Annotated in this window: 20 protein-coding genes; 13 read left to right on the top strand and 7 right to left on the bottom strand. The window is 70.0% G+C overall.

All coding sequences use genetic code 11. The features are described from left to right. From ACWEO7_RS22690 to ACWEO7_RS22680, 3 genes are all read left to right on the top strand, one after another. A partial coding sequence (locus ACWEO7_RS22690) for an acyl-CoA dehydrogenase (RefSeq protein WP_452425908.1) occupies positions 1 to 711 on the top strand: 711 nt, incomplete at its 5' end. Positions 712 to 904: 193 nt separating this feature from the next. Then, entirely contained in the window at positions 905 to 1,639 is a 735-nt protein-coding gene (locus ACWEO7_RS22685; RefSeq protein ID WP_452425906.1) for a helix-turn-helix domain-containing protein, read from the top strand. Between the two features lie 86 nt (positions 1,640 to 1,725). Continuing rightward, positions 1,726 to 2,811: a DUF4185 domain-containing protein gene (locus ACWEO7_RS22680; RefSeq protein ID WP_452425904.1), complete on the top strand. Its 1,086-nt coding sequence runs from the start codon at positions 1,726 to 1,728 to the stop codon at positions 2,809 to 2,811. 68 nt (positions 2,812 to 2,879) lie between these two features. Here ACWEO7_RS22680 and ACWEO7_RS22675 read toward each other — a convergent pair whose 3' ends face one another. Beyond that, positions 2,880 to 4,526, bottom strand: coding sequence for a VanW family protein (locus ACWEO7_RS22675; RefSeq protein WP_452425902.1), 1,647 nt, complete (start codon positions 4,524 to 4,526; stop codon positions 2,880 to 2,882). A gap of 564 nt (positions 4,527 to 5,090) precedes the next feature. Between ACWEO7_RS22675 and gnd the strand changes: the two genes are divergently transcribed. After that, positions 5,091 to 6,119: a phosphogluconate dehydrogenase (NAD(+)-dependent, decarboxylating) gene (gene gnd / locus ACWEO7_RS22670; protein ID WP_452425901.1), complete on the top strand. Its 1,029-nt coding sequence runs from the start codon at positions 5,091 to 5,093 to the stop codon at positions 6,117 to 6,119. 55 nt (positions 6,120 to 6,174) lie between these two features. On the opposite strand, the gene ACWEO7_RS22665 is transcribed toward gnd, so the two are convergent. Then, complete coding sequence (locus ACWEO7_RS22665; protein WP_450017829.1) at positions 6,175 to 7,497, bottom strand: acetyl-CoA C-acetyltransferase; 1,323 nt, start codon at positions 7,495 to 7,497, stop codon at positions 6,175 to 6,177. Between the two features lie 212 nt (positions 7,498 to 7,709). Between ACWEO7_RS22665 and ACWEO7_RS22660 the strand changes: the two genes are divergently transcribed. Further along, positions 7,710 to 9,068: a 3-oxoacyl-ACP reductase gene (locus tag ACWEO7_RS22660; protein ID WP_452425899.1), complete on the top strand. Its 1,359-nt coding sequence runs from the start codon at positions 7,710 to 7,712 to the stop codon at positions 9,066 to 9,068. Then, positions 9,065 to 9,955, top strand: coding sequence for a MaoC family dehydratase (locus ACWEO7_RS22655; RefSeq protein WP_452425898.1), 891 nt, complete (start codon positions 9,065 to 9,067; stop codon positions 9,953 to 9,955). The genes ACWEO7_RS22660 and ACWEO7_RS22655 overlap by 4 nt, the downstream gene beginning before the upstream one ends. Before the next feature lie 115 nt (positions 9,956 to 10,070). On the opposite strand, the gene ACWEO7_RS22650 is transcribed toward ACWEO7_RS22655, so the two are convergent. The 3 genes from ACWEO7_RS22650 to ACWEO7_RS22640 form a co-directional block, all read right to left on the bottom strand. Beyond that, positions 10,071 to 11,216: a DUF5685 family protein gene (locus ACWEO7_RS22650; protein WP_452425896.1), complete on the bottom strand. Its 1,146-nt coding sequence runs from the start codon at positions 11,214 to 11,216 to the stop codon at positions 10,071 to 10,073. 206 nt (positions 11,217 to 11,422) lie between these two features. Continuing rightward, the gene (locus ACWEO7_RS22645; protein WP_040870930.1) at positions 11,423 to 12,022 is read right to left on the bottom strand and encodes a TetR/AcrR family transcriptional regulator; all 600 of its coding nucleotides are present in this window, start codon (positions 12,020 to 12,022) and stop codon (positions 11,423 to 11,425) included. Between the two features lie 99 nt (positions 12,023 to 12,121). Next, complete coding sequence (locus tag ACWEO7_RS22640) at positions 12,122 to 13,285, bottom strand: glycoside hydrolase family 3 N-terminal domain-containing protein (RefSeq protein ID WP_450017837.1); 1,164 nt, start codon at positions 13,283 to 13,285, stop codon at positions 12,122 to 12,124. A 174-nt stretch (positions 13,286 to 13,459) separates the two neighbouring features. On the opposite strand from ACWEO7_RS22640, the gene ACWEO7_RS22635 reads away from it, so the two are divergent. From ACWEO7_RS22635 to ACWEO7_RS22615, 5 genes are all read left to right on the top strand, one after another. Further along, positions 13,460 to 13,933 carry a universal stress protein gene (locus ACWEO7_RS22635; protein WP_364424870.1) on the top strand — a complete coding sequence of 158 codons (474 nt, stop codon included), beginning with the start codon at positions 13,460 to 13,462 and terminating at the stop codon, positions 13,931 to 13,933. A gap of 55 nt (positions 13,934 to 13,988) precedes the next feature. Beyond that, on the top strand, positions 13,989 to 15,083 hold the full coding sequence (locus ACWEO7_RS22630) for an isochorismate synthase (protein WP_452425895.1): 1,095 nt from the start codon (positions 13,989 to 13,991) through the stop codon (positions 15,081 to 15,083). Between the two features lie 138 nt (positions 15,084 to 15,221). Next, positions 15,222 to 15,392 carry a DUF2613 domain-containing protein gene (locus tag ACWEO7_RS22625; RefSeq protein WP_452425893.1) on the top strand — a complete coding sequence of 57 codons (171 nt, stop codon included), beginning with the start codon at positions 15,222 to 15,224 and terminating at the stop codon, positions 15,390 to 15,392. After that, on the top strand, positions 15,373 to 19,758 hold the full coding sequence (locus ACWEO7_RS22620; protein ID WP_452425891.1) for an alpha-(1->3)-arabinofuranosyltransferase: 4,386 nt from the start codon (positions 15,373 to 15,375) through the stop codon (positions 19,756 to 19,758). The genes ACWEO7_RS22625 and ACWEO7_RS22620 overlap by 20 nt, the downstream gene beginning before the upstream one ends. A 198-nt stretch (positions 19,759 to 19,956) precedes the next feature. After that, positions 19,957 to 20,376 (top strand): DinB family protein, encoded by a 420-nt coding sequence (locus tag ACWEO7_RS22615; RefSeq protein WP_452425911.1) that lies wholly within the window; start codon positions 19,957 to 19,959, stop codon positions 20,374 to 20,376. Between the two features lie 19 nt (positions 20,377 to 20,395). Here ACWEO7_RS22615 and ACWEO7_RS22610 read toward each other — a convergent pair whose 3' ends face one another. Further along, positions 20,396 to 21,580, bottom strand: a complete 1,185-nt coding sequence (locus ACWEO7_RS22610; protein WP_452425889.1) for an acyltransferase family protein — start codon at positions 21,578 to 21,580, stop codon at positions 20,396 to 20,398. 204 nt (positions 21,581 to 21,784) lie between these two features. Here ACWEO7_RS22610 and ACWEO7_RS22605 point away from each other — a divergent pair, with 204 nt between their 5' ends. Continuing rightward, positions 21,785 to 22,945, top strand: coding sequence for a DUF3068 domain-containing protein (locus ACWEO7_RS22605; protein WP_452425887.1), 1,161 nt, complete (start codon positions 21,785 to 21,787; stop codon positions 22,943 to 22,945). Positions 22,946 to 23,008: 63 nt separating this feature from the next. Here the strand turns inward: ACWEO7_RS22605 and ACWEO7_RS22600 are convergent, their stop codons facing one another. Continuing rightward, positions 23,009 to 24,244 carry a polysaccharide biosynthesis protein gene (locus ACWEO7_RS22600; RefSeq protein ID WP_452425885.1) on the bottom strand — a complete coding sequence of 412 codons (1,236 nt, stop codon included), beginning with the start codon at positions 24,242 to 24,244 and terminating at the stop codon, positions 23,009 to 23,011. A 231-nt stretch (positions 24,245 to 24,475) separates the two neighbouring features. Between ACWEO7_RS22600 and ACWEO7_RS22595 the strand changes: the two genes are divergently transcribed. Next, positions 24,476 to 26,680 (top strand): hypothetical protein, encoded by a 2,205-nt coding sequence (locus ACWEO7_RS22595; RefSeq protein ID WP_452425884.1) that lies wholly within the window; start codon positions 24,476 to 24,478, stop codon positions 26,678 to 26,680. The last annotated feature ends 8 nt before the right edge of the window (positions 26,681 to 26,688 follow it).

Genomic DNA, 26,688 nt, shown 5'->3' with positions numbered 1-26,688 from the left:
CAGAACGCCGATGTCGCCCAGCACGTTTCCGGTGCGGACGCCGACCTGGCCGCGCGGGTCAACGACCTGCTGCTGCCGATCGTCAAGGGCGTCGGGTCGGAGCGGGCCTACCAGTACCTGACCGAGTCGCTGCAGACTCTGGGCGGTTCGGGCTTCCTGCAGGACTACCCGATCGAGCAGTACATCCGCGACGCGAAGATCGACTCGCTCTACGAGGGCACCACCGCGATCCAGGCGCAGGATTTCTTCTTCCGCAAGATCGCCCGCGACCGCGGCGTCGCGCTGGCCCACGTGGCCGGTCAGGTGCAGAAGTTCATCAACGCCGAGGCGGGCAACGGCCGCCTGAAGGGCGAGCGCAAGCTGCTGGCCACCGCGCTGGAGGACGTGCAGGCCATGGCCGCCACGCTCACCGGCCACCTGATGGGCGCCCAGGAGCAGCCGAGCGAGCTGTACAAGGTCGGCCTCGGTTCGGTGCGCTTCCTGCTCTCGGTCGGTGACCTGCTCATCGGCTGGCAGCTGCTGCGTCACGCCGAGGTCGCCATCGCGGCCCTCGACAACGGCGCGACCGGCGCCGACGAGGCGTTCTACAACGGCAAGATCGCGGTCGCGCAGTTCTTCGCCCGCAACGTCCTGCCGGAGCTGACCGCCACTCGCGCGGTGCTGTCCAACCTGGACAACGACATCATGGAGCTGGACGAAGCCGCGTTCTGACCTTCGTTCCACCGCAACGGCACAACGGCCCGGAGATCCTCTCCGGGCCGTTGTCGTCTACATTTGTCGATTCGTGACGTTCGATCACCGCTCGACGCCGATTCTCTCCGGTAGATTGCGTGCTCCCGGGGAGCGACAAGAGCCTCCCGCTTCCCACAGTTCGGCAGGAGAATTGTCGGCAGAGGTGCCCGAGGTGACGCGCAACGCAACTGGCATCGGCGCTTATCTGCGCGAACGACGCCTCGCCGCGGGGCTGACGCCCGCCCATATCGCCGAGCGGGCCGAGCTCACCGAAGCGGTGCTCGATCACATCGAGACAGGCGCGGTGGCGCCGAATCAGCCACTGCTGCAACAGTTGTTCGACGCGCTGGAGGTGCCGATCTGGTACCGCAAACACATCGTCGTGCTGTCCCTGCCGAATTTCTTCACGGCCGCCTACGGACCCGGCCCCGACGTGCCCACTCCGGACGACCAGGCCGACCTGCACAGTCTCCCCGACCCGGCCTGCTATCAGCGGATGCCGACGCAGGATCTGGTGGCAGTCAATTCCGCCTACGAACGCGCCTTTCCAGGTGCCCTCGCCCGAGGAAACGTGCTGGAGTGGATGTTCCTCGACGCGGCGGCCCGCCGGGTGATGGTGGACTGGGCCGTCGAAGCGCACCTGCTCGTCGACGCCTTCCGTATCCTGTCTCCGCTCGCGCCGCGCGAGCGCGTCGAGGAGATCGCCGAACGATGCCGCCGCTCCCCTGATTGGGATCGCATGTGGACCACCGAAGTGCGTCCCGCGGACCTCCCCCGCCGCCGATTGCAGGTGCGCGATCCAGCCTCGAGACGGGTCCGATCGATGAGCATGCGGGTCTACAGCCCAGAACTGCCCGAGCGCCCGTGGTGGCTTTACCGGCTGGTGACGATCGGCCGAACGCGCTGAGTCCACCCACCGATGTAGGCGACATCGCGGCGGCGAGCGGGCAGAATGACCGAGCAGACTGCGTCCCAGAGGAAGGGAATTGCCGGATGACTCGATCGCTGTCCGCACTCACCGGGGCCGGCGCGCTAGCCGCGATCTTGGCGCTGGTCGCCGCCACGCCCGCCGGGGCCGACCCGAACAACGTCATTCCGATTCCGGCGATCAACGGCATTCACGGCCTGCCGGACCTGCCCGGGCCTGCCAGAGCGGTGTTCCAGGTGACCGGCATGGACAGTCCGAATCGGACCCAGAACGTCAACGTGCTGGGCACGGATCTCGGCATCATGTGGGACGACGGCAACGGCCGCATGATCACCGCCTTCGGCGACAGCGCGGGCATCGGGATCCCGAATCTTCTCGCCGGCAGCATCTGGGCCTGGACCAGCAATGTGCTGTTCCGCAGCTCCAGGCACGATCCGGCCGACGGCATCATCTTCGACGACGTGGTGCCGAATCCCATACCCAGCCCCAAGATTCCCGGCATCGAGATCAGCCTGATTCCCACCGCCGGCATTTCGGTGGGCGGCGTGCAGTACATGAGTTTGATGTCGGTGCGCGAATGGGGTGACCACGGGAAGTGGAACACCAACTTCTCGACCCTGGCCGCCTCCGGTGACGGCGGCACCACGTGGGCCCAGCTCACCCACACGCGTCGCGCGAACGTCGACGGCCACGAGAACTTCCAGCAGAACGCCTTCTTGAAGGCGAATGGCTACGTCTACCGCTACGGCACCCCGGCAGGGCGCAACAATCCCGGATTCGTCTCTCGCGCCAAGGAATCCGATATCGCGAACATCGACGCCTACGAATACTGGGACGGCAGAGAGTGGAAGCCCACCGACGCCAAGACGGCGGCTCCGATCGTCGGCGGCGTCGCGGAACTCTCGGTGATGTGGAACGACTATTTGGGCCAGTACGTCATGTTGACCACGGATCCGGCCAACAGCGTCGTCCTGCGCACCGCACCGGCTCCCGAAGGGCCGTGGAGCGAACCGCGCGTCCTGATCGATGCCCGCGCGCTTCCCACCGCGTACGCGCCGATGATCTATCCGTATCAAACCGGCCGCGATCTCTACTTCGTGGTCACCCAGCACACCCAGTACAACGTGTTGCTGATGCGAACTCCGTTGTGAAGACGACGAATCCGCCCCTCCGGTGCGTGGCGGGGCGGATTCGGGAACCGTGTGCTCGGGCTATTCCCTCACTCGCACTTGACGATCGGAATCGGGTCGTACTTCACCGTGCGGGTCTTGCGAGACACTTCGCGGCCGGTTTTGTGGTCGGTGATGACGCGGGTGTCAGAGATGGTGAAGCCGGGGCCACCTTCGGAGGCGATGCAGTCCTTGCCCTTGGGCAAGGTGACCGTGTTGGGTTCGGTCGGTTTGGTCTTCTCGCCGGTGATGGACTCGACGTCGACCGTCTTCGTGCCCCACAGTCGCACGGTGATCTCGCTGGCGGTCGCCGAGGTTTCGATATAGATGCCGGTCTGGGTGTTGTTGCGGAATTTCAGGTCGATCACGCCGTCGAAGACGGTGGCCTCGCGGGCGGCGGGGTAGCGGGAGATGTAGTAGCTGTGCTCGGTGTGACCCGCGTCCTCGAGACCCGCGAAATACGCCGCGTTGTAGAGCGTGGTGGCGAACTGGCTGATGCCGCCGCCGACAGCGGTGCTCGGACGACCGTGGTCGATGATGCCGGACTCGACGTATCCCTCCGCCGTGCCGCGTGGACCGGTGAAGTCGTTGAGGGAGAACGTGTCTCCCGGCTTCACGATCGCGCCGTCGACCTTCTTGGCCACGGTGCGGATGTTGATCCCGGAGGGACCGCTGAAACCGCCGGTGGTGAACGATCCGACGGGTTCGACCACGCCGAGCCCCTGTGCGGCCTCGGTGGTCAGCTTCGGTTCGACCCGTTCGTAGACCACCTGCGCGGTCCGCTCGCCCGGCGCGGTCAGCAACGCGGTGAGCTGTTCGAAGGTCTTGGGCCAGTTGATCTTGTCGCCGACCACGGCGGGGACGACGGACGCCTTGCCACCCGACACCGCGAACGTCGCGTCCTTCGGTTCGACCTCCGTGGTGGCCAGTTGCGGCCCGAGTAGACCGATCGCGGCGTCCTGATTCACCGACGCGGCGAGACCGCCTTGCCCGTCCGGCGCGAAGGCCAGCACGGACGCGATCTGCTCCGGATCGAGCCTGCCCGAGGCGCCCTTGCCCGCGAACGCGATCGGCGAGCGCACCGCGGGCTGGGCGATCTCGCGCAGGGCCTTGTCCACGGCCTCCGGACGCACCTGCAGCGGCGCGGGGACGACGGGAAGATCCACTGTGGCGCCGGTGACCCACCGCTCGGCCAGTTCGGTACGCGCGGCGGCGACATCGAGCACCCGGCCAGGAACCGGAGGCACCGCGACGGGTTCGGCATTGCGGAAGGTGATGGTGCCCTCGACCGACGGCCGGTCGTGCACCCCCAGTTCGGTGAGTTGGCGATCCAGGGCCGGTTCGTCGATCGCGCTGACGATCGACACTTCGCGGGTGGTGAAGAAGGAGGCGAGCCGGGTGAACGGGTTGAGCGGCTGGGAGCCGATCCGCGACCAGGTGGCGTCCCAGTCCACGGCCAGTCCGGCGGCGCTCGGCACGATGCGGGTCTGCACGTCGCCGATGCGCAGCGGCAGTTCGCGGCCCGCCCTGGGATCCAGTTCGGCGCGCAGCTTCGCATCGGCCGCGGCTTTGTCCATGCCTCCGATGTCGACACCGGCGACGACGGTGCCACGCGCGACCTCGCCCGAGGACATCACCCAGTCCACCACGTAGCCGAGACCGGCGACCGCCAGCACCGCGCCTACCGCGATACCCACCCGGCGCACGACGGCGCTGTCCAGGCGTTTCGGTGGCGGGGGCGAGATCGGACGACGCGCGGGCGCACGCCGGGGTGCGGGCGGCGGGGGCCGCCTCCGGGTAGCTTGCAGAGGCTGGGTGAGCTGTTCGTCGCCGGTCCAAGCGACCGACCGGTCCGCTGCCTGGGGCCGCTCCGCCCCGAGAAGCTGGCGCCACCCGACTTCGCCACCAGCCTGTGGGCCGCGTCCTCCGGTGCTCGGCTGGCTCGTCACGAACCGTCCTCCCCGTTCGATTGAATTGTGGACCCGCACCGCTGCGCGTCCCTGCCAACGATAGTGGTCCACACCGACAGTGCTCGCCACAGCTCGGGCATAGCGCACATTCCGCGCGAAGAACCGGGTACACCACACAAAGAGGCCCGCGCAGTTGCCGGGTCGGGGGTCAGGCAACTGCGCGGTGCCGATCTGTTTATCGGGCGGAAGCGGGCGGCGTTACACCCGCGAACCGAACCGTGATCGATCCCACGCGGAAGAATCGAGACGACCCCGCCGCAAGACTTGGCATACACGAGGGAGATGGATGGCATGCAGCTGGGAATGATCGGCCTCGGCCGGATGGGCGCCAACATCGTGCGCCGCGTCGTCGAGGACGGACACACCGCCGTCGGATACGAGCGTCGCTCCTCGCACATCGATGAACTGCGCGCCGAGCTCGGGGACGCCTTCCGGGGCAGCACCGACCTCACCGAGTTCGTCGGCATGCTGGAGACGCCGCGCGTGGTGTGGGTGATGATCCCCGCCGGGGCCACCGGGGCGGTGATCGAGCAGGTCGCCGAGCTGCTCGAACCGGGCGACATCATCATCGACGGCGGCAACAGCCGCTACCACGAGGACCTCGCGCGCGCCGAGCGCTTGCGGCCCAAGGGCATCCACTACGTGGACATCGGCACTTCGGGCGGCGTTTTCGGGCGGACCCGCGGCTTCTGCCTGATGATCGGCGGTGAGTCCGAGCCGGTGAAGCACCTGGACCCACTGCTGAAATCCATCGCGCCGGGCCTCGGGGCGGCGGAGCGGACGCCGGGACGCAGCGGCGAGCCGTCCACGGCCGAGCTGGGTTATCTGCACTGCGGACCGGTAGGGGCGGGCCACTTCGTGAAAATGGTGCACAACGGCATCGAGTACGGGGCGATGGCCGCCTACGCCGAAGGGCTGAACGTCCTGCACCGGGCCAACTACGGCGCCGAGCACACGGGCGAGTTCTCCGCGGAGGAGACGCCGCTGGAGCATCCCGAGTACTACCGGTACGACCTGGACATCCCCGAGATCACCGAGGTGTGGCGGCGGGGGTCGGTGGTCGCGTCCTGGCTGCTCGACCTCACGGCGGCCGCGCTGCACGCGGACCCGAACCTGGAGTCCTACAGCGGCCGGGTATCCGACTCCGGCGAAGGTCGCTGGACGGTCGATGCCGCCATCGACACCGGCGTGCCCGTCCCTGTGCTGGCTTCGGCTTTGTTCGCGCGATTCTCCTCGCGGGACCAAGGGGTGTACGCGGACAAAGTCCTCTCGGCGATGCGCAAAGCGTTCGGCGGGCACCTCGAGCTGCCCGGCGAGTAGGGCGCGGCTGGTCCGACCGGAATTCCGGTCGGACCACCTCGCGGTGTACGACCGGTCAGCGCTCGAGGATCGCCACGACGCCCTGGCCACCCGCGGCGCAGATGGAGATCAGCGCGCGGCCGGAGCCCTTCTCGGCCAGCTGCTTCGCGGTGGCGGCGACGATACGGCCGCCGGTCGCGGCGAACGGGTGACCCGCGGCCAGCGACGATCCGTTGACGTTCAGCTTGCTGCGATCGATCGAGCCCAGCGCGCCGTCGAGGCCGAGGCGCTCCTTGCAGTAGGCGTCGGACTCCCACGCGGTCAGGGTGGCCAGCACCACCGAGGCGAACGCCTCGTGGATCTCGTAGTAGTCGAAGTCCTGCAGGGTCAGGCCGTTGCGGGCGAGCAGGCGCGGCACCGCGTAGGTCGGCGCCATCAGCAGGCCGTCGGGGCCGTGGATGTAGTCGACCGCGGCGACCTCGCTGTCCACCAGGTGCGCCAGTACGGGCAGCTTGCGCTCGGCGGCCCACTCCTCGCTGGACAGCAGCACCGCGGACGCGCCGTCGGTCAGCGGGGTGGAGTTGCCCGCGGTCATGGTCGCGTCACCGGCTTTGACGCCGAAGACCGGCTTCAGCGTCGCCAGCTTCTCGATCGAGGAGTTCGGCCGCAGGTTGTCGTCGCGGGTCAGGCCGAGGAACGGCGTGATCAGGTCATCGAAGAAACCGCGGTCGTAGGCGGCCGCCATATTCTTGTGCGACAGATAGGCCAGCTCGTCCTGCGCCTCGCGCGGGATGCCGAATTCCTTGGCGGTGATGGCGGCGTGCTCGCCCATGGACAGCCCGGTGCGCGGCTCGGCGTTGCGCGGGATCTCGATGCCGAGCATGCTCGGGCGCAGCTGGCCGACCAGCTTGAGGCGGTCTTTGTTGGTCTTGGCGCGGTTGGCGTCGAGCATCCACTCGCGCATGCCCTCGCTGACGCCGATGGGAGCGTCGGAGGTGGTGTCGGTACCGCCGCCGACGCCGGCTTCGATCCGGCCCGCGGCGATCGCGTCGCCGACGGTGACGATCGCCTGGAGTCCGGTGCCGCAGGCCAGCTGCAGGTCGTGCGCCGGGGTGTAGGGGCTGAGCTTGCTGCCGAGCACGCTCTCCCGGATCAGGCCGTGCTCGCCGACCCGCTTGAGCACGGCGCCGCCGGCGACCATGCCGAGCCGCTCGCCCTGCAGGCCGAAGCGGCTGACCAGCCCGTCCAGCGCGGCGGTGAACATGTCCTGGTTGGAGGCGTGCGCGTACGCCTTGTCGGAGCGAGCGAACGGAATTCGGTTGCCACCGACGATCGCGACCGGGCGGGTGGTCCTACCGGTCTTGGCGGCACTCTTCGCCGAACGGGCTTTGCTAGTCACTCGAGTCTCCAAGGTCTCGTGGATGGGTGTCCCGGCGGCCCGGTGGAGCACGGACATCTCCGCGCTGCTCGGCGCCCCGTCGCGGTTGTTTACATTAAACTTACTCTGGAGTAAGTTTAATGTCGACACGTACCCCCGCAAAAGTGCGCCAGCAGACCACGCCGGGGCGATACCCCAGACCCGAGAGCCAGAACTCAGAAAAGGTAGGAATAGTGGCAGCCAGCAAGAGCAAGGGTGCTCCCAACCTCTATGGATCGTTCGTACACTCCGCGCCTGGCGCGTTCCTGGCCGGCAAGCTCGGCCTTCCGAAGCCGGAGAAACTGCGCCGCTACGTCAAGGGCGAGCCGCCGCTGTCCGGGCCGGTGCTGATCGGCGGCAAGGGCCGCGTCGCCGAGCCGGTGCGCGCCCTGCTGTCGGACTACACCTTCGCCGACGCACTGAGCCAGGGCACCAAGTACGGCGCCCTGGTGTTCGATGCCACCGGCATCGGCACCATCGAGGATCTCTCGCAACTGTTCGAGTTCTTCCAGCCCGCCCTGCGCAGCCTCACCCCGTCCGGACGCATCGTGGTCATCGGCACCACTCCCGAGCTGGCTTCCGGCATCGACGAGCAGATCGCGCAGCGCGCGCTGGAGGGCTTCACCCGCTCGGTGGCCAAGGAACTGCTGCGCGGCTCGACCGCCCAGCTGGTCTACCTGCACCCGGAGGCGTCCGCGGCGGCGACCGGCCTGGAGTCGACCCTGCGCTTCCTGCTCTCGGCCAAGTCGGCGTTCGTCGACGGCCAGGTCATCCGGGTCGGCAAGGACGACGCGAGCGCGCCCGCCGACTGGGATCGCCCGCTGGACGGCAAGGTCGCGGTGGTGACCGGCGCCGCGCGCGGCATCGGCGCCACCATCGCCGAGGTGTTCGCCCGCGACGGGGCCCAGGTGATCGTGGCCGACATCCCGGCGGCGGGCGAGGCGCTGTCGCAGACCGCGAACAAGGTGGGCGGCACCGCGCTCGCGCTCGACGTCACCGCGCCCGACGCGGCGGAGAAGCTGGCCGAGTTCGCCACCGAACGTTTCGGCGGCATCGACATCGTCGTGCACAACGCGGGCATCACCCGGGACAAGCTGCTGGCGAACATGGACGAGGGCCGCTGGAACGCGGTCATCAACGTCAACCTGGCCGCTCCGCACCGGATCACCGAGGGGCTGGTGGCCAAGGGCGCGCTGAAGGAGGGCGGTCGCGTGATCGACGTGTCCTCGATCGCGGGCATCGCGGGCAACCGCGGGCAGACCAACTACGGCACCTCCAAAGCGGGCGTCATCGGCATGGTGAACGCGGAGGCGCCGAAACTGGCGGAGAAGAACATCACCATCAACGCCGTCGCGCCGGGTTTCATCGAGACCGCGATGACCGCCGCCATCCCGCTGGCCACCCGGGAAGCGGGCCGGCTGATGAGTTCGCTGCTGCAGGGCGGCCAAACCGTCGACGTCGCCGAGACCATCGCCTACTTCGCGAGCCCGGCGTCGAGCGCGGTGACCGGCAACGTCGTGCGGGTCTGCGGTCAGAGCCTGATCGGAGCATGATGGCCCAGGCTCCGGCAGGCAAGGAGAAGACCCAGGTGATCGCCCTCACCGAACCGCCGAAGAACAACCGCCTGTTCGTCAAGGCCGCGCTCGGGGCGGTGCCGCTGCTGTCGGCGCGCAAGCCGACGCTGCCGGACCGGGCCGTCCGGCTCGACGGGCTGCGGGTGGACCCGGATCATCTGGCCGCCTACTGCCGCGCGACCGGTCTGCGGTTCGGCGACGCGCTGCCGCTGACCTACCCGTTCATCCTCACCTTCCCGCTGGCGATGCAACTGGTGGTGGCTCGGGACTTCCCGTTCGTCGCGGTGGGCGCGGTGCACGCGCAGAACGTCATCGAGCGCACCCGCGAGATCTCGGTGAGCGAGCCGCTGGACATCCGCACCCACGTCGAGAACCTGCGCGAGCACCCGAAGGGCCTGCTCGTGGACGCGGTCAGCGACGTGAAGGTGGGCCGGGAGCAGGTGTGGCACCAGGTCACCACGTTCCTGCACCAGCAGCGCACCTCGCTGTCGGGCGGGCCGAAACCGGAGCCCAAACCGGAGGAGGTTCCGCCGCCGCCGCTGCGCACCCTGCGGGTGGATCAGAAGACGATCACCCGGTACGCGGCCGCGTCCGGTGACCACAATCCGATCCACACTTCGGCATTGGGCGCCAAGGCATTCGGCTTCCCGCGATCGATCGCCCACGGCATGTGGTCGGCGGCGACGATTCTCGGCGCGGTCGAGGGACGCATTCCGGAGCAGACCACGTACTCGGTCAAGTTCGGCAAGCCGATCCTGCTGCCCTCCGCCGTCAACCTGTACGCCGATCAGGTCGAAGGCGGTTGGGATCTGGCGCTGCTCCACCCGAAGAAGGGGTACCCGCACCTGACGGCGACCCTGCGCTGAACGTTCCGCGAAGCCGCATCCCGATTCCCACGAATCAGGATGCGGCTTCGCGCTTTTCAGCGAGGTCGGCCGCGCCTTTCGCACGGGAGCGGCCGGCTCGCCGCTCGAGCACGGATCAGCAGTCGCAACCGCAGTCGCAGCAATTGCAATCCCCGCAATCGCAGCAACTGCAATCACACCCGCCGCAATCTCCGCAATCTCCGCAGTCGCAGTTCTTGATCCACGCGTCCTTGCGTTCGCCCGTGCACGGTTGCGTGTGGTCGGCGCAGCACGCGTAGCCGGTGCAGTAAGCGCCCAGGATGAGCGCGAGAGATTCACCGACGCCAGGGCGACGGGTCGGCGGGCGGTGGCGGGTTCCGTGCGCGTGGGCGCGGATGTCGGCCCCTTCGGGCGACACCGAGCAAGTGTGCGCGGCGAACGCGCCGAGCCCGCCGCCGAGCCGCCGCAGCACCGCGGTCAGCGGGTCGAGCAGCATCCAGCGTACGGTGGGAACCCGGCTGAGTTCGGCCGCCGCGACGGCCGCGCGCAGGCGCGAATTCGACTGCCGCATCAGGTCGTACGCCTCGGGCACGCTGGTTCCGGTAGCCGCGAGAGGGTTGAAGCGGTCGTGGGCGGCGTCATCGTCGTAGTCGGTTACGGCGTCGGCCAGATGCGCGATCCGGCCGAACTGCCATCCCGCCTCCCGCAGCGCGTCGACGTTGTCCATGCGGTCGGCCAAGACGGCTGTGTGCGCGAAGAACGCCGACGCGCACAGCTGAGTGGGTGCGGTCAACCGGTCGATCGGGTCGGCCGACGGCGACATCGCGGAACGCCAATGCGCGGACTGGGCAAGGGATTCCGGCGCCAATGCCGTCCCGCCCACGGCGACCAGCTCGTTCGCCTCCTGCTCCAAACGCACCTGCGCGACGAGCGCCGCGACGAGCGGCTCGACGTCCAGACCGATCCGGGCCGCGCCCGCGCGAGCCTCCCGGTGCCATCGCGTCGCGGCTTTCGCCAGCGGCCCGCGCGCGAGCGCGACCACCTCACCGTCGTCCACGTGATCGCGAATCTTGGCCGCCGCCAACAACAACGACGCGGTGGTGGCGAGCTGGACGCCGGGCGCGCCCGCGGCGACCACCGACGCGCGGCGCATTCCGCGCAGCGGGCACGGCGCCGCGGTGGTGCGCGCCGCCGGTCCGGACTGGGCCTCGGTGAGCATGCTCAGCACCAGCGCGTCCTTGTTGGTGGTGGCGCGGGCGAGCTGACCGTGCCCGTCGCGCAAGCCGAGACACAAACCGCACAGATGCGCCCGCCATTCGGCCGCATCGATTCCATACTTCTGAGCGCCGTGCGCACACGGCCTGAGCAAGCCGAACAATTCCGCCCCGTTTCTCCCCGGCTCTTCGGACGAGCCGGTCCGCGCTATGCGAACTCACGCACTTTGGCAGGAGGGCGGCGCGGAAGCAACCGATCTGGGCAATGGGCGGGCTACTCGGTCTTCTTCCGGCCGGCGAGACCGCGCCAGGCCAGATCGTCGAGCAGGTCGACGGCCTCGGCGACCTCGATCCGGCCGCTGGCCAACCGGTCGGCGATGGCCTCGCCCGCGCCGATCACGGCGACCGCGACGACGTCGAAGTTCGTCCCCGGCTCGGCGTGCTTGGCGCTGGACTCCAGCAGTTTGGCGGTCAGCTCGATGACGCGTTCGCGCGCGTTCTCGATCTCCGAGGCGAACGCCTGCTGGCCGATGGCCTGCCGGTAGAGCACCTGCCAGGACCGCCGGTTGCGGTCGACGAAGCCGAGGAAGCCCTCCAGCGCGGTGCGCACCTGCTCGTGCGGCGTGAGCAGAGGGTTGCCCGCGGGCGCGACGGATTCGATGAACCGCAGCCCCTCGCGCTGGATGCAAGCGCGGAACAGTTCGTCCTTGGAGCCGTAGTACAGATACAGCATCGGCTTCGAGATCTTCGCCTCGGCGGCGATCGCGTCCATCGACGTGTCGTGGAAGCCTTTACGCGAGAAGACCTCCACGGCGGCGTCGAGCATCTGCTGCTCGCGTACCGCCCGCGGAAGCCGCTTCGTACCGCCCGCCATCCACACTCCTACCACAGGTGAATCTCATATATTACTCCAAGGTAAGTTCCGGCGGTCCGATTTGCTCACCAGTCGCCCGACCCGACCGTGCGGCGCGCCTCAGCAGCGCGGCAACGCACCTTTGTACGCGGCCAACCGCAACACCGAAGCATCCACCTGGGCCATCGGCAGTCGCCCGCTCGAAACCGCCTGCTCCAGCCGGTCGAGCACCTGGGGCACCGCGTCGGTGGTGATCCACAAGGCGCTGTCCGCGCCGGCGACCAATGCGGCCTCGACGGCGTCCTCGATCGACATCCGGCTGGTGATCGCGGCCATGCCACCGAGATCATCGGTGAAGATCGGTCCCTGGAACGGCGCGGCTCCGTAGCCGGTGCCCTCGCGCAGCAAACGCATCGCTTCCGGGCTGATGCTGGCCGGGACGTTGGGTGTGGTCAATCCGGGCACATCGAGGTGACCGACCATGACGGCCGCGCCCGAGCCGATCAAGTTGCGGAACGGAACCAGGTCCGTGTTCTGCATCTGGTCCAGCGGCGGAGTGCGCACCGTGCCGGTGTGCGAGTCGCCCGAACCGGACCCGTGACCGGGGAAGTGCTTCATCACCGTGCCGACGCCGACCTCGCGCATGGCGCGGATATAGGCGTCCGCGTAGCGGGTGACCACCTCCGGGTCGTCGGAGAAGGAGCGGTCGCCGATGACGGAGTCGTCCGGCTGGGAACTGACGTCGACGTCGGGAGCGAAATCCACCGTCACACCGAGATTCTTCAGCGCGCGACCCCTGGTCAGCGTGGCGCTATAAAACTCATCGGGGCTCATGGTCTGCGCCGTCTGCCGCGCCGAGGGCGCCGCGCCGATCAGGTCGCGCACCCGGGAGACCCGGCCGCCCTCCTCATCGATGGTCACCATCAGCGGCACCTTGGCAGCCTGCTTCACCTGCTCGATCTGGCCGGAGGCGAGCAGCGCCTGGTCGGTCCAGCCGCCCACGAAGATGCCGCCGATCTGCTCGTTGCGCACCACATTCGTGGCGTCGGCCGCGCCGGTGACGCCGACCGTCAGCAACTGGGCGAGCTTCTGGCGGGTGGTGAACTGCGCGAGGTATCCCGCGTTGCAGTCCGGCGGCGCCGAGCTGGTGACGGGGACCGCGGCGGTGGTCGCGTCCGTGGTGGTGGTTGTGCTCGATGGGGCCGACTCGGTGGAGCCACCGTTCGAGCAGGCGGTCGCGACCGCGGCGAGTACGGCGAGGACGAGCAGAGGCGTCTTCCGCATAGAGGTCAACCGTACTCGCCGCGACGTGCGCGACCGCAGTCGCTACGTCCCTACCGAGCAAGCAACTCGGGTGCGGCCGCGAATCCGCAGGTAGAACCCCGAAAACAAGCGCCTGACGCGAGCCTCCAGGGGTAATCTCGAGGTGTCGCCGTGCGTCCTTTCGAGGAGGTCATCGTGCCCTGCGATCTGATGCTCATCGCCTACGACGGCTCCGAGAACGCCAAGCGCGCTGTCGAATACGCCGGGCGATTCCTCACCGCCGACCGGGCCATCGTGCTCACCGCCTGGGAGCCCATGGTGCGGCAAGCGGCTCGCCTGTCCGGGCTGTCGGGAGTGATGCAACCGGAATGGGTGCCGGACGACGAGATCGAGGACATCGCCTACGTCGACGCGCGGGCCATCAACGCCGAGGGCGTGCGGCTGGCCGAACTGGTGGGTCTCAACGCCGAGGCGCGCACCGCCGAATGCGCCACCACCATCTGGAACGCCATCGTCGACTGCGCCGACGAGCTGGACGTCGACATCATCGTTGCGGGCACCCGTGGCGCCACCGGCATCCGCGCGCTGCTGCACAGCAGCGTCGCGGACGCCGTCCTCAAGCATTGCCACCGCCCGGTCCTGCTCGTCCCGCCCGGCAAGAACTCGTGAGGCCATGCGCGAGCTGACGACGGACTACGTCCGACCGCACCATTAGGTTGGGGGCATGGATGGGTTCCTGCTTGCTCGGGCCGACGGGGTTGTTCGTGGTCATGGGACCCGAGTCTGCTTCGACGACGCGCGACGAGCGCGGGCGGCGCTGCTGGACGGCAGTGCGCGGCTGGTCGTCGGCGCGCTGCCCTTCGATCCACGGGAGCCTGCCGCGCTGAGCGTGCCGGAGCGCGCCGTGCACACCGCTGGTCCATGGCGGCCCGCCGCGTTGCCCGAGCTGCCGCCGGTGCGCGTGGTGACCGAGGTGCCGAGCCCGGCCGAGCATGTGGCGCGGGTGACCAAGCTGGTCGAGCAGCTCAACGATCCCGCGCAACCGCTACGCAAGGTGGTCGCGGCGCGGTCGGTGCTGGCCGAGGCGCAGTCCGCGCTCGACCCGGAAGTCGTCGCGGGACACCTGCTGACCCGGCATCCGCACGCGAACGTCTTCGCGGTCGATCTCACCCCCGCCGGACGCCCCGGTGCGACGCTGGTCGGCGCGACGCCCGAAGTGCTGATCGCCCGGCAGGGCGACACGGTGACGCTGCGCCCACTGGCGGGCACCGCGCCACGGCGGGCCGATCCGGAAGCCGACGCCGCTCAGGCCGGGGAGCTGCTTGCGAGCACCAAGAATCGGGACGAGCACGCCTTCGTGATCGATTGGATCCGCGAGCGGCTCGGGCCGGTCTGCGCCGAGCTGTCGATTCCGGAGAGCCCGGAACTGATCAGCACCCATGAGGTGTGGCATCTGGCGACACCCGTCACCGGGCGGCTGCGCGACAGCACGATCACGGCATTGGACCTGGCGCTGCTGCTGCACCCCACACCCGCGGTCTGCGGCACCCCCACCGACCTGGCGCTGGACACCATCACGCAGCTCGAGGACGACCGCGGCTTCTACGGCGGCGCCGTCGGCTGGTGCGACGCCGACGGCGACGGCGCCTGGGTGGTCGCGATCCGCTGCGCGGAACTCTCGGCCGACGGTCGCGCGGTGCGGGCGTACGCGGGCGGCGGCATCGTCGCGGCCTCCGACCCGCAGGCGGAACTCGACGAGACCACCGCCAAACTGCGCACCCTGCTCGGCGCGTTGCACTGCGCTCTCCCCGCCCGCTGACACGGCCGCTTTCCGGGCAGTCCGTCGGTCGGCCGGGGCGCGTCCAGCGGAGATTCGGCGGCCTGAACGCATACAAATACCGGACGCCCTGCTAGGTTGGCCGGGAACGTGCCTGCATCGACGTATTGGAGTACCGCGATGAAGTTTGCTGTCCCGGGTGTTGCGAGTGCCGTCGCGGGCGCCGTGCTGGGTGTGCTCAGCGTCTTCCTCATCACCATGGCGGTCCAGCAGAACTCGCGGCCGGAGATCGATCGCAGCGGCGACAAGGGCTCCTCGCTGCTGAACAACGTTGAGTACGGCAGCCGCTGACCCGCTGACCTCCGCTTCACCCGCCGACTCGCTCGGATCGTCCGGGGCGCCGGAGCAGCACAGCACCGCGCCGCTGGGCAGACGTTGGTTCGCCGCGACCGTAGTCGTGGCGTTCCTGCTGACCTTCGTGCAGGCGCCCGGCCTCACGGTCGCCGACACGAAATACGACCTGGCGCAGAATCCGCTCGGCTTCCTGGAACGCGCGAGCCATCTGTGGAGCAGCCAGGCGCCGATGGGCCAGGTGCAGAACCAGGCCTACGGCTACTTCTTCCCGCACGGCGCGTTCTTCTCGCTCGGCCATCTGCTGGGCGTGCCCGCCTGGGTGACGCAGCGGATCTGGTGGGCGCTGCTGCTGCTCGCCGGATTCTGGGGGATCGTGCGCCTGTGCGAGGTGCTCGGCATCGGCACGCGCGGCTCACGCGTCGTCGCCGCGCTCGCCTTCGCGTTGTCGCCGCGGGTGCTGACCACCGTCGGGTCGATCTCCTCGGAGACGCTGCCGATGATGCTGGCGCCGTGGGTGCTGCTCGCGCCCGCCGCGCTCGGCGTCGCTGGGCGCGACCGGCGGCGGGGCGGGGCCGAGTCCGCCGCGGGCAGTGCGCTGGCGCTGGCCCTGATGGGCTCGGTCAACGCGGTCGCGACCGTGGCCGCCTTTTTGCCTGCGCTGCTGTGGTGGGCGACTGCCTCGCCGGCGATCGGCCGCGGGCGGACTGCGTCCGACGGCGCTCGATCGGGCTCCTCTCGGCCCAGCCGCCGCTGGTGGCGTTTCACCGCCGCCTGGATTCCGCTGCTGGTGCTGGCCACGTTCTGGTGGGCGGTGCCGTTGCTGCTGCTGGGCAAGGTGAGTCCGCCGTTCCTGGACTACATCGAGTCCTCGGGCGTGACCACGCAGTGGGCCTCGCTCGGCGAGGTGCTGCGCGGCACCGACAGCTGGACGCCGTTCGTCTCGCCGGAACGCATCGCGGGCGCGGTGCTGGTCACCCAGCCCGCGGCGGTGCTGGCCACCGGGCTGGTCGCGGCGGCGGGCATGGCGGGGCTGGCCCTGCGGTCCATGCCGTATCGCGGCAGGCTCGTCCTGATCCTGTGCGTCGGGCTGGTCGGCATCAGCGCCGGGTTCGTCGGTGAACTGAGCGGACCGTTCGCGCAGTCGGTGCGCGTCTTCCTGGACTCCGGCGGGGCCCCGCTGCGCAATGTGCACAAGCTGGAGCCGCTGATCCGCATCCCGCTCGTGCTGGGGCTGGCGCAGCTGCTGGCCCGGGTTCCGCTGCCCGCCTCGGTACCGCTGAAGTCTTGGCGGAGCGCTTTCGCGCACCCGGAGCGGGACCGCGCGGTCGCGATCGCGGCGCTGATCCTCACCGCGCTGGCCCTGTCCACCTCGCTGGCCTGGACCGGCAAACTCGCCCCGCGCGGCGCCTACGACCGGGTACCCGCGTACTGGCAGCAGACCGCGGACTGGCTCGAGCACAACGCCGCCGATACGCGCGCCCTGGTGGTGCCCGGCGCGCCCTTCGGCAGTCAGGTCTGGGGACTCACGCGCGACGAACCACTGCAAGCGCTGGCCCGAACGCCGTGGGCGATCCGCGACGCGGTGCCGCTGAACCCGCCCGGCACCATCCGCGCGATGGATTCGGTGCAGCGGCTCATCGCCGATGGCAGGCCATCGGCGGGACTGGCCGCGACGCTGAGCGCCCAAGGGATCGGCGTCGTCGTCCTGCGCAACGACCTCGATCCGGAGACCTCCCGCTCGACCCGGCCGATGCTGGCCCATCAGGCGCTCGACGGGTCGCCCGGGCTGCACAAGGTGGCCGGGTTCGGCAACCCCATCGAATCGGTGGTGATCGCCGACGACCTGGTGGCCGATGGTGACCTGCGCCCGCCGTACCCGGCGATCGAGATCTACCGGGTGGACGCGCCGGGCCACGGGACACCCGCGGAAGTGAGTAGCGGCACCGGCGCGCCGGAGGCGTTCCCCGGCGCGTACACCGTCCCGCTCGGAGACGTCCCGGTCATCCAGGGCGGCCCCGAAGTGCTCGAGCGGATGCGCCGCGATCCCGTCCTCGCCCGGACACCCGCCTTGCTCGCCGCCGACGCGACCGAGGCCGGGTTGCCGCTCGGCCCGGTGACGGTCACGGATACGCCGATGGATCGCGAAGCCGATTTCGGCAGGGTGGACAACCACAACTCCGCGTTGCGCGCACCCGACGACGCGCGCCGCACCTTCAACCTGGTCCCCGACTATCAGGTGCCCGGTACCGAATTGGTGCGCGGCGAGTGGTCGGGCGCCACCGTCACCGCGTCCAGCTCGGCCGCCGACGCCACCCAGCTCGGCGGCGCGGCCCCGGGAAGTTCCACCGCGGCCGTCGTCGACGGCGATCCGTCCACCGCGTGGATCAGCAACGGCACCGAGCACGCCCTCGGCCAATGGCTCCGGCTCGATCTCGATCACCCGATCAAGGCCGGGCAACTGAACCTGACCACCAGTTCGGCCGCAATCGGCGACCCGGTCAAATGGATCGAGGTGCGCACCGCGAACGGCACCGTCTCGGTACGAGTGCCCGAACCCGGTGCGCCGGTCTCGGTTTCGCTCCCCGCAGGCCGCACCGAGTGGCTGAAGATCACCGCGATCCGCACCGAGAACGGTTCCTCGGGCGGGCAGTTCGGGATCAGCGAGCTCACGCTGGACGACTACTCGACGCGCAACGCGCCCGTCCGCGTCGACATCAGGCATCGCACCGTGGTGCCGTCGGCTCCCGCGGGCGCACCGGTGCGTGGATGGGATCTCGGTCAGGAATTCCCTGGCCGCAGTGCCTGTTTCGACGCGCCCGACCGGGTGCGTTGCAGTAAAGGTCTCGCCTTGGCCCCGGAGGAACCGGGGGCGTTCGAGCGCACGCTGACCGTCCCGGAACCGATGTCGGTCGCCCCGAAACTGACCGTCCGCACCCGGCAGGGTCCGGCGCTGGAGGCGCTGCTCACCGACCACGCCAGGCCGGTGGCCCGCGGCAAGGCCGACGTCGGCGACCTGCGCGGGGCCGCATTCGCCGCGACCGACGGCGATCCGCGCACGAGCTGGACCGCACCGGAGGACTCGGTCCGCGAGCCGACCGCGGGCAGGCCGACGCTCACCCTCGAGTTGCCCGAGCCCACGCTGGTGACCGGCCTCGAACTGACTCCCTCGCTCGGCGGTCTGCCCGCCGCGCCCACCTCGGTGACGGTGAACCTCGGCGACGGGCCGCAGGTGCGCGAGCTGGACGACGACGGCCGGGGCACGCCGACGCGGATCTCCCTGCATCCCACGGTGACCGACCGCATCGAGCTGAGCATGCGGACCTGGCGGCCGGTGCTGGACAAGACCGCGCTGGGTTTCGTCCAGACCCAGCCGCCCGGACTGGCCGAGGTGATGGTCCTCGGACCGGACTACCCGGAGGCCGCCGCGCTGGACCGCGAGATCACCGTCCCGTGCGCACTCGGCCCGACGATCGACGCGGGCGGCCGGACGCTGCGCACCACGGTCACCGCCACCGTCGGCGAATTGCGGTCCGGTGCGCCGGTTCCCGCCCGCGTGTGCACGGACGAGGCGGACACACCGGAACTCGCGCTGCCGCAGGGCCGGGCCGACGTGGCGGTCGGTCCGACCGACCTTTTCTTCGTGGATCGGCTGCGCCTGAACCGAACCGGGTCGGAAACCGCCGCCGCACCGCCGACGAGCGCGGGCGACCGGCTGCTCGTGCTGCCGCTGAGCACCAATGTCGGATGGCGCGCGGCCAGCGCGGACGGGCGCGTGCTCGAACCCGTGGTGCTCGACGGCTGGCAGCAAGCCTGGCTGCTGCCAGCCGATGCCACCGGCCCGGTGACGATCACCTTCCCGGTCGACCGGTGGTATCGCCTCGCCATCTTCGGCGGATTGCTGCTGCTACTGCCGCTCGCGGTGCTTGCCGTTCCCCGCCGCGCGCGGCCCTCCGCCGCGAATGTGCCTACCGACCAGGCGAATTCGAGCATCGAAGCGCCCAGCACCTGGGGCCGTCGCTGGATGGGCGCGATCGGGCTCACCGGCGCGGCCACCGTGATCGCCGGTCCGGTGGGCGGTGCCGCCACGGTGATCGCCTTGGCCGCGACGCGTTTCACGCGGTACGTCACACCGCGCGCGCTCGTCGTCGTCGCGGGCGGGGGCACCATGCTGTCCGCTGCCGCGCTGTCCACGGGCCCGTGGCGTTCGCCCGACCGTTATATGGGTGGCTCCCTGCTGGTGCAGTTGCCCGCGGTGCTCGCGATCATCGCGGTGGGCATCGCGGCGCTGCCTCGGCCGGAACACGCCGATCGGCCCGGCGCGATCCGGCCGGACGAAACCGATCCGTCGACCGGAGAGCACTGACCTCCGGCCCGCGCACCAGCCGGCGACCTCGGCCCGCGCGAACGCGCGGCGGCGCCGCTGGACAAGACGCCCATTCGCCGTGCGCCGCAATGGCACCCGTTGCTAACGTGACCATGCGTGAACACCTGTGCCGAATGCGGTTTCGTCTACGACTTGGCTTCGGCGGCCGACGTGCCGTCGCTGGCGCGGGAGCACGCCGTGGAATACGCCGACCTGCTCGGCGCCGACAGCGTCAAGTTGCGCGAACGCGGCAAGCCCGATGTGTGGTCGCCGCTGGAGTACGCCTGCCACGTCCGGGATGTGCTGCTGGCCCAGCGCGAACGCGTGCTGGCCGCTCGCCGTTCGGACAACCCGCCCAGCACCGCGATGGGCCGGGACGAACGAGTCGAGCACGACGGCTACGCCCAGCAGCACCCCGCCGACGTGGCCCGCCAGATCCGCGACGCCGCCCTGCTGTTCGCCAACGTGCTGGAACGACTCGGCGACGACGACTGGGAACGCACCCTCGTCTTCCTCTACCCCGAACCCGCGGATCGCTCCCTGCGCTGGCTGGCGGTGCACACCCTGCACGAGCTGCGCCACCACCTGATGGACATCCACCGGCAACTCGACGGCTGACCTCGCGCGGGGCCGCCGATCAGGGCGCTGGCTCGGGTTCGGAGTTCCGCCGCACCCGGTCCCGGCGGCGGGCCCAGCGCCGCACCGGCTCTTCCACCAGCGCATAGCTGGCCGCGGCGACCGGAAGGGTGATGGCGAGCGTGAGAACCAAGACGTAACCGAAGTCGCCCTGGAAGGGCAGGATGCCGAACACCGGGAACACGATCGACAGCACCGCGAGGTGCCAGATGAAGATGCCGTAGGACCAGCGTCCGAGCGTCGCGGCCACGGGCGACTCCAGCCAGCGGTGCCCGCGTCCCTCCGGGTCCCGCAGCACCAGCGGCGCGAGCAGCGCGAAGCCGATGATCGCGCCCAGCCCCATCTTCACCGCGTACTGCCATGGTTCGGCCCGGGTCAGACCCGCAGGACCGGCCAGATCGGTAGCCGCGAGCAGGAAGACCACCGCCGCGACGGCCCACATCAGGGGCTGATTCCCGCTGACTTTCCACCAGCGTGATAGCCGAACGCTATGTTCGGCGAGCTCCGCGAGGAGCATGCCCGCGGCGAACCAGGGCAGATATCCGGGCAGCCAGTTGTCCGCGTGGATCGCGTCGGGTGTCGGGACCGGAATGAAATTCCAGCCGAGACTGACGAGGGCGACCGCGACCAGCACCGGCACCCGCCACCGCGCCGCCGGTCCGCGCAGGCGCACCAGCGCGAACGCCAGCAACGGCAGCACCAGATAGAAGGCCACCTCCACCGAGAGGCTCCACATCTGCGTGAGGCCGTCGGTGAGCGTCAGCGGCACGAATACCTGCAACAGCGCCAGGTTCGACACCCAGACCCGAAGGCCGGCCGTTCCGGCGGCGCTGGGCAGCAGCACCAGGACCGCGCACACCACCACCCAGTACGCGGGCAGGATGCGGGCGGCGCGATGCCGCAGGTAGTAGCCCACGGGCGGGGCGCTGTCGAGTCCCCGCGCCGCCGCCGCGTGCGGACGCCAGAGCAGGAAACCGGACAGTGCGAAGAACACCGCCACCGCCATATCGAACCGGCCCCACACCCGTCCGATGACCGGCGTGCCCGCTGCGCCGGTCTGGAAGGCGACATGGGTCAGCAGCACACCGAGGGCGGCCATACCGCGCATGCCTTCCAAGGCAGGCACGAACGCGCGGGAGCGCACCCGTTCGGTCGCGGGCGCGGTGCTGGGCAGGGTTGCGGTCATCGGGCTCCAGTCTGCCTCGGCAGGTCCACAGTTGATAACCCGACGTTTCAGATTTCGCGCTAGACTCGGGCGATTTCTCGGCCGTTTCCGGCCTCGACGCCGCATAGTACGACATCGGACTGTTAGTGTCGGGGCTCACGAGTGCCGCGGCGTGCCCGCAGTACTCGCCGGAGCGACCTGTGTTCTACGACGAGGAGAGTTTGCATGGCACTGAGTGCCGGTACCAGAAGGACGGTGGCCTGCCTGCTCGTGGGTCTCGGCGCGTTGCTGATCGTCGCCGCAATCATGATCCCGACCTACACCGTCGACAAACTGGCGAAAACTCCCCTCGACTTGGAGATCACCACTATCGCGACGAACCAGCAGGGTGAGGACAGCCTGGTTCTCGACGCCAAGTCGCTGACCGCTCCGGAAGGCTCGGCGAAGGTCGACGCCAACGTCCCGCTGGTCTCGCAGCGCTTCCTCACCGTCGAGGACCCGGCCGACGCCCACCAGATGACGGTGCAGGCGGGCCAGACGCTGCGGCGCATCGACAAGCAGGGCGACACCGGCCTGCTCACCGCGACCGTCGACCGGGTGACCATCGACCGGGTCACCGGTGAGCCCGTCAGCACCGTGCCGAACGGCTCGATCGCGGTGACCGCGAACCTGGAGGGCCAGAGCATCGCGGAGCCGGTGCAGCACACCGGTCTGCAGTACCGATTCCCGATCGGCACCGAGAAGAAGACCTACCCGTACTTCGATCTCAACGTCCGCAAGACCTTCGACGCGAACTTCATCGAAGAGACCGAGATCAACAACACGAAGGTCTACCACTTCCAGATGTCGGTGCCCGCCACCAGCCTCTGGGACGTCGTCCAGGCGCCGACCAACCGGCTGAGCCTGCCCGCCGCCAAGTGGGGCGTCGAGGGCGGCGATACCCCGGTGACCATGACCCGCTACTACACCAACACCCGTGACCTGTGGGTGGAGCCGCAGACCGGCACGGTCGTCAAGGGCGGCGAGGCGCTGCACCTCTACTACTCGCGCACCGCGGACAAGCCGGAGGTCACCGCGCTGAAGTCGCACCTGGTGTTCGACGAGAACACGGTCGAGTCACAGCTGTCGGTGGCCAAGGAGAACATCGACAAGCTGTCGCTGTACGGCCGGATCCTGCCGATCATCCTGGGCGTCCTCGGTGTGATCGCGCTGATCGTCGGTGTGGTTCTCGGCATTCGCGGCGGCTCGGCTCCGACGCCAGCGCGGGCGGGCGGCGCCCCGTTCCAGCGTCCGGGCGGCTCGGCTCCGACCAGCCCCGCACCGCGCATCAACCGCGGCGCCGACGATGCGCCGACCGAACAGATTCGGATCGATAAGCAGCCCTGACCGGCTGAGCGTTCCTGAATTCGGCTCCCCCGCCCTCCGGCTGGGGAGCCGAATTCGTTTCGGTCAGCCGACCGGGCGCAGCGGTTCGGGGCGCGCCGTGTGATCGGCCGCGCGCAGGACCATGACGGCGACCACGACGGTGGTGGTGGCCGCGACCGATACCGCCGTGGTGATCAGCGCCGGAATCGAGCGGGCCAGCGACAGCATCAGGGTGACTTCGACGACCAGGCCCAGCCAGGTGACCAGTGCGAGGGAGGTGCGGTCGACGGCGATCGCCGAGAGCACCGCGCCTTGCAGCACGGCCAGCAGCGCGCCGTGCAACGCGAACAACCACAGCAGGCCCTGGATCGGGGCGTAGTCCTCGCCCGCGAGCAGCGGGGCGAGCGGCGCGGCCAGCGCGGCCCCGAGCACGGCGACGAGACCGATGCCGCTGAGCACCGCCAGCGCCGCCCGGATCGCGCTCGCCGAGTGCGTCGGCTGCGCCATTCGCGGGTAGAGCACGACACCGACCGCCTGCGGCAGCCAGAAGGCGATCTTCGTGGCGATGGTGCCGAGGGCGTAACGGCTGGCGTCCACGTCGTCCAGCACGATCCGGACCACGATCAGGTCCGCCGACGAGAGAGCCATCATCGCCGCCTGCACTTGGGCGGCCCGCAGGACCGGCAGCACACCGGGCGGGGAGACCTCGCCGGGTTCGTTTCGGGCGCGCTCGGACGGCGCACCGGCGACGATCCTGGCCAGCACTGCCGCCGTCGCGATGCCGCATGCGGCGGCCCACAGCGCGATCGTCGTACCGCCGCCCAGCGCGAGGATTACCAGCGCGGGCGCGACTCGGGCGACCCCGGCGGCGCCGAGCACGACTCCCAGCGCTCGAAACCGCTTGCTGCCTTGCAGCACGCCCTGCTCGCCGGACAACAGCACCAGCGCGGGCGCCGCACCCAGTGCCGCCGCGGTGGCGGCCACCCCGACGTGCAGCGTGACGGCGACCAGCGGCACCAGCACCGCGGCCACCAGGGCGACGATCACCGCGCAGCGCCACTGCAACCCGCGCAGCGCCGCCGTTCCCGCGCCGCGAACGAGTTCCCTGGCCACCACGTTCTGCAACGCCAGCGCGGGCACCGCGCACAGCAGCTGGACGGCGAGCAGACTCGCGAACTCGCTGTACCCGGTGACGCCCAGCCACCGCCCGGCCAGCAGTTGCAGCAGATACCCGGCGACGTTCGCGGTCATCGCACCGGCCGTCACCCACGTCAGATCCGCCACCACAGGAAACCGACGGACAGCAGACACGCCGCCCATGGTCCCACTCGCACGGCCCGCCAGCTGTCGCGCCCCGCCGGACCGTGGGACAGGCGATGCGCTCGCCCCCATCCCGCAGTCTTCGATGCATCAGCCACCCTGGTCTTGCTCGTCCGCGCGGCAACACATCATCCAGGTCAGACGGTGTTCACCGCGGATTCAGCCGTGACATTCCCGCGCCGAGCCCGCTGGATCGGCGGCGGTGGTGGTCGGGACGTACAGTGCTCAGGCGTGAGCGGGAGCAGTCGGACTCGAGCGGTGGTCGCGGCATACAGCGCGGCCGGTGCGCTGCTCGTCGCCGGGCCGTTGCTCGCGCCGGGGTATCTGTTGTTGCGGGACGCGGTGAGCACGCCGCGCAGTTATCCGACCGATGCGGCGCTCGGTCTGGGCGACGCCGCGCCGCGGGCGGTGCCGCAGGACGCTCTGCTCGCGGCGCTGACGTCGTTCGCGGACGGCGGGCTGGTGGTCAAGGCGATTCTGCTGGTCGCGCTCTGGGCCGCGGCGTACGGAGCGGCGACGCTCGCGCGTGAATTGCTGCGCGCGTCGCTCGGCCCACAGCTGGTCGCCGCGACGGTCGCGTTGTGGAATCCATACGTGGCCGAGCGCTTGCTCCAGGGACACTGGAGCCTGCTCGCTGGCTATGCGGCGTTGCCGTGGACAGCGCTGGCCGCTTACCGCCTTCGAAGTACGGCCACCGCGAAGCGACGCCGACGGATCCTGTCGGACGCACCCGCCTCGGCCGACACCACCGAGTCCACCCCCCACGCCGAACCGCTGGGCACCCCGGACGCATTCGATCACCCCAGCGAAGCGCCAGCTGACACCACCGGTAACGGCCCGCCTTCCGAAACGGCTGTCCCAGCGGATGCGCACCACGTGTCCGATCGTGCGAGGGGAGTCGCACCGACCGAGGCCCGTGAGCGCACCGGGTCGACCGGCCGAGCCGAACCACCGCTGGCTCCGCGTCACTCACCCGGACACTCCAGCGCGGTAGCGGCAGCCGCGCCCGGCTCCTCCCATCGTTCCGACGGCACCGCGCCGGCCGATTCAGCCGAACATCCGCGCAACTCCGTACCAACCGGCACGGCGGCCAGAGGCGGGTCGAATCGGCTCAGCGTCGCGGCGGCGCCGCGCGCGACCGTCCGAACGGCATCCACCTGGGCGGCCCTGGCCGTATCGCTCGCCGCGGCCGGACTCACCCCGACCGGAGCACTGCTGGCGGGCGTGACCGCTTTCGCCTTGGTCCATCGACGTCAACTCGCCGCGACGTTCGTCCTCTGGCTGGCCGCCTCCGCGCCATGGCTGGCCGCGACCGCGCTGTCCGGCGCGGGCGCGGAGCCATCCGATCCCGCGGGCATCGCGGCCTTCGCCGCGCGGGCCGAACCCGGTTTGGGCACGCTCGGGAGCCTCGCCGGTCTCGGCGGGATCTGGAACGCCGAGGCGGTACCGGACTCGCGCACCACACCGCTGGCAGCGATCGGCACGCTGGCGCTGCTGGCGATAGTCGTGCTGGGCGTGCGCTCCGTCGCCACCGGCGGCCCCGATCCCGACAACCGCCACGTCCGCCGGGCATTGCTGCTGCTCGCCGTGATCGCGATCCTGTTCCCCGCGCTCGGCGCGACCGCGTGGGGCATGCACGCACTGGAATGGCTGGTCGCCCACGTTCCCGGCGCGGGTCTACTGCGCGATACCCAGAAGTACGCGGCCTTGGCCATGCCCGCTTTCGCGTTGTGCGCGGCAGCGGGGTGCGCGGTGACGGCTCGGCGTCTTTCCCGCGCGGACGCGACGACCGACCGGCCCGCGACGGTGTCTCCGGCCACGACGGCAACGGTCACAGCGGTATTCGTGGCGCTTCTGGTGTTGCCGCTCTACGACCTCGCTTGGGGCGTCGGTGGAGCCGTCCGTCCCGTGCACTATCCCGGCGGTTGGCAGCAGGTCGCCGCAAGGATGGACGGTCCGGGCGACGTCGCGGTGCTGCCGGGCGGAATGTTCCGCAAGTTCCGCTACGGCGGCGCGGCTCCCGTGCTCGACCCCGCCCCGCGCATGCTGCCCAACGACGTATTGCAGACGGGCGAACTCCCGGTGCGCGGACGCACCGTCTCCGGTGAAGGCGCCCGCGCACGAGAAGTGGAAAACCTGCTGCTCCACGGCGGCGCGCCCGCGGACCTCGCCCGCCTCGGCGTTGGCTGGATCCTCGTCGAACGGACCACCCCTGGACCGCTCGGCGCATCGGCGTCGACTCTCGCGCAGGTCGAACAGGTCTATGAGGACGCGGACCTCGCGCTGTATCGCGTGCCCGGTGTCGTCGAGCGCGGTACCTCGACGACCACACAACGCTCCGTCGCCGCCGCGGCGCACTTGCTCTGGGTCGCGGTGCTCGTCACAGGCTCACTCACCGCTCTCGGCGCACGATTCCGCTCGAGATCACGGAACTGACGCACGTC

The sequence above is a fragment of the Nocardia sp. NPDC004260 genome (assembly GCF_053603155.1).
This window is presented reverse-complemented; position numbering and strand designations above follow the sequence as displayed.

Excerpts from the sequence above, each read along its gene's own strand:
- ACWEO7_RS22645 (WP_040870930.1), bottom strand. The coding sequence starts at position 12,022 with ATGGCGGGCGGTACGAAGCGGCTTCCGCGGGCGGTACGCGAGCAGCAG.
- ACWEO7_RS22640 (WP_450017837.1), bottom strand. The coding sequence starts at position 13,285 with ATGCGGAAGACGCCTCTGCTCGTCCTCGCCGTACTCGCCGCGGTCGCG.
- ACWEO7_RS22610 (WP_452425889.1), bottom strand. The coding sequence starts at position 21,580 with ATGACCGCAACCCTGCCCAGCACCGCGCCCGCGACCGAACGGGTGCGC.
- ACWEO7_RS22680 (WP_452425904.1), top strand. The coding sequence starts at position 1,726 with ATGACTCGATCGCTGTCCGCACTCACCGGGGCCGGCGCGCTAGCCGCG.
- ACWEO7_RS22605 (WP_452425887.1), top strand. The coding sequence starts at position 21,785 with ATGGCACTGAGTGCCGGTACCAGAAGGACGGTGGCCTGCCTGCTCGTG.
- gnd (WP_452425901.1), top strand. The coding sequence starts at position 5,091 with ATGCAGCTGGGAATGATCGGCCTCGGCCGGATGGGCGCCAACATCGTG.
- ACWEO7_RS22625 (WP_452425893.1), top strand. The coding sequence starts at position 15,222 with ATGAAGTTTGCTGTCCCGGGTGTTGCGAGTGCCGTCGCGGGCGCCGTG.
- ACWEO7_RS22630 (WP_452425895.1), top strand. The coding sequence starts at position 13,989 with ATGGATGGGTTCCTGCTTGCTCGGGCCGACGGGGTTGTTCGTGGTCAT.
- ACWEO7_RS22655 (WP_452425898.1), top strand. The coding sequence starts at position 9,065 with ATGATGGCCCAGGCTCCGGCAGGCAAGGAGAAGACCCAGGTGATCGCC.
- ACWEO7_RS22600 (WP_452425885.1), bottom strand. The coding sequence starts at position 24,244 with ATGGGCGGCGTGTCTGCTGTCCGTCGGTTTCCTGTGGTGGCGGATCTG.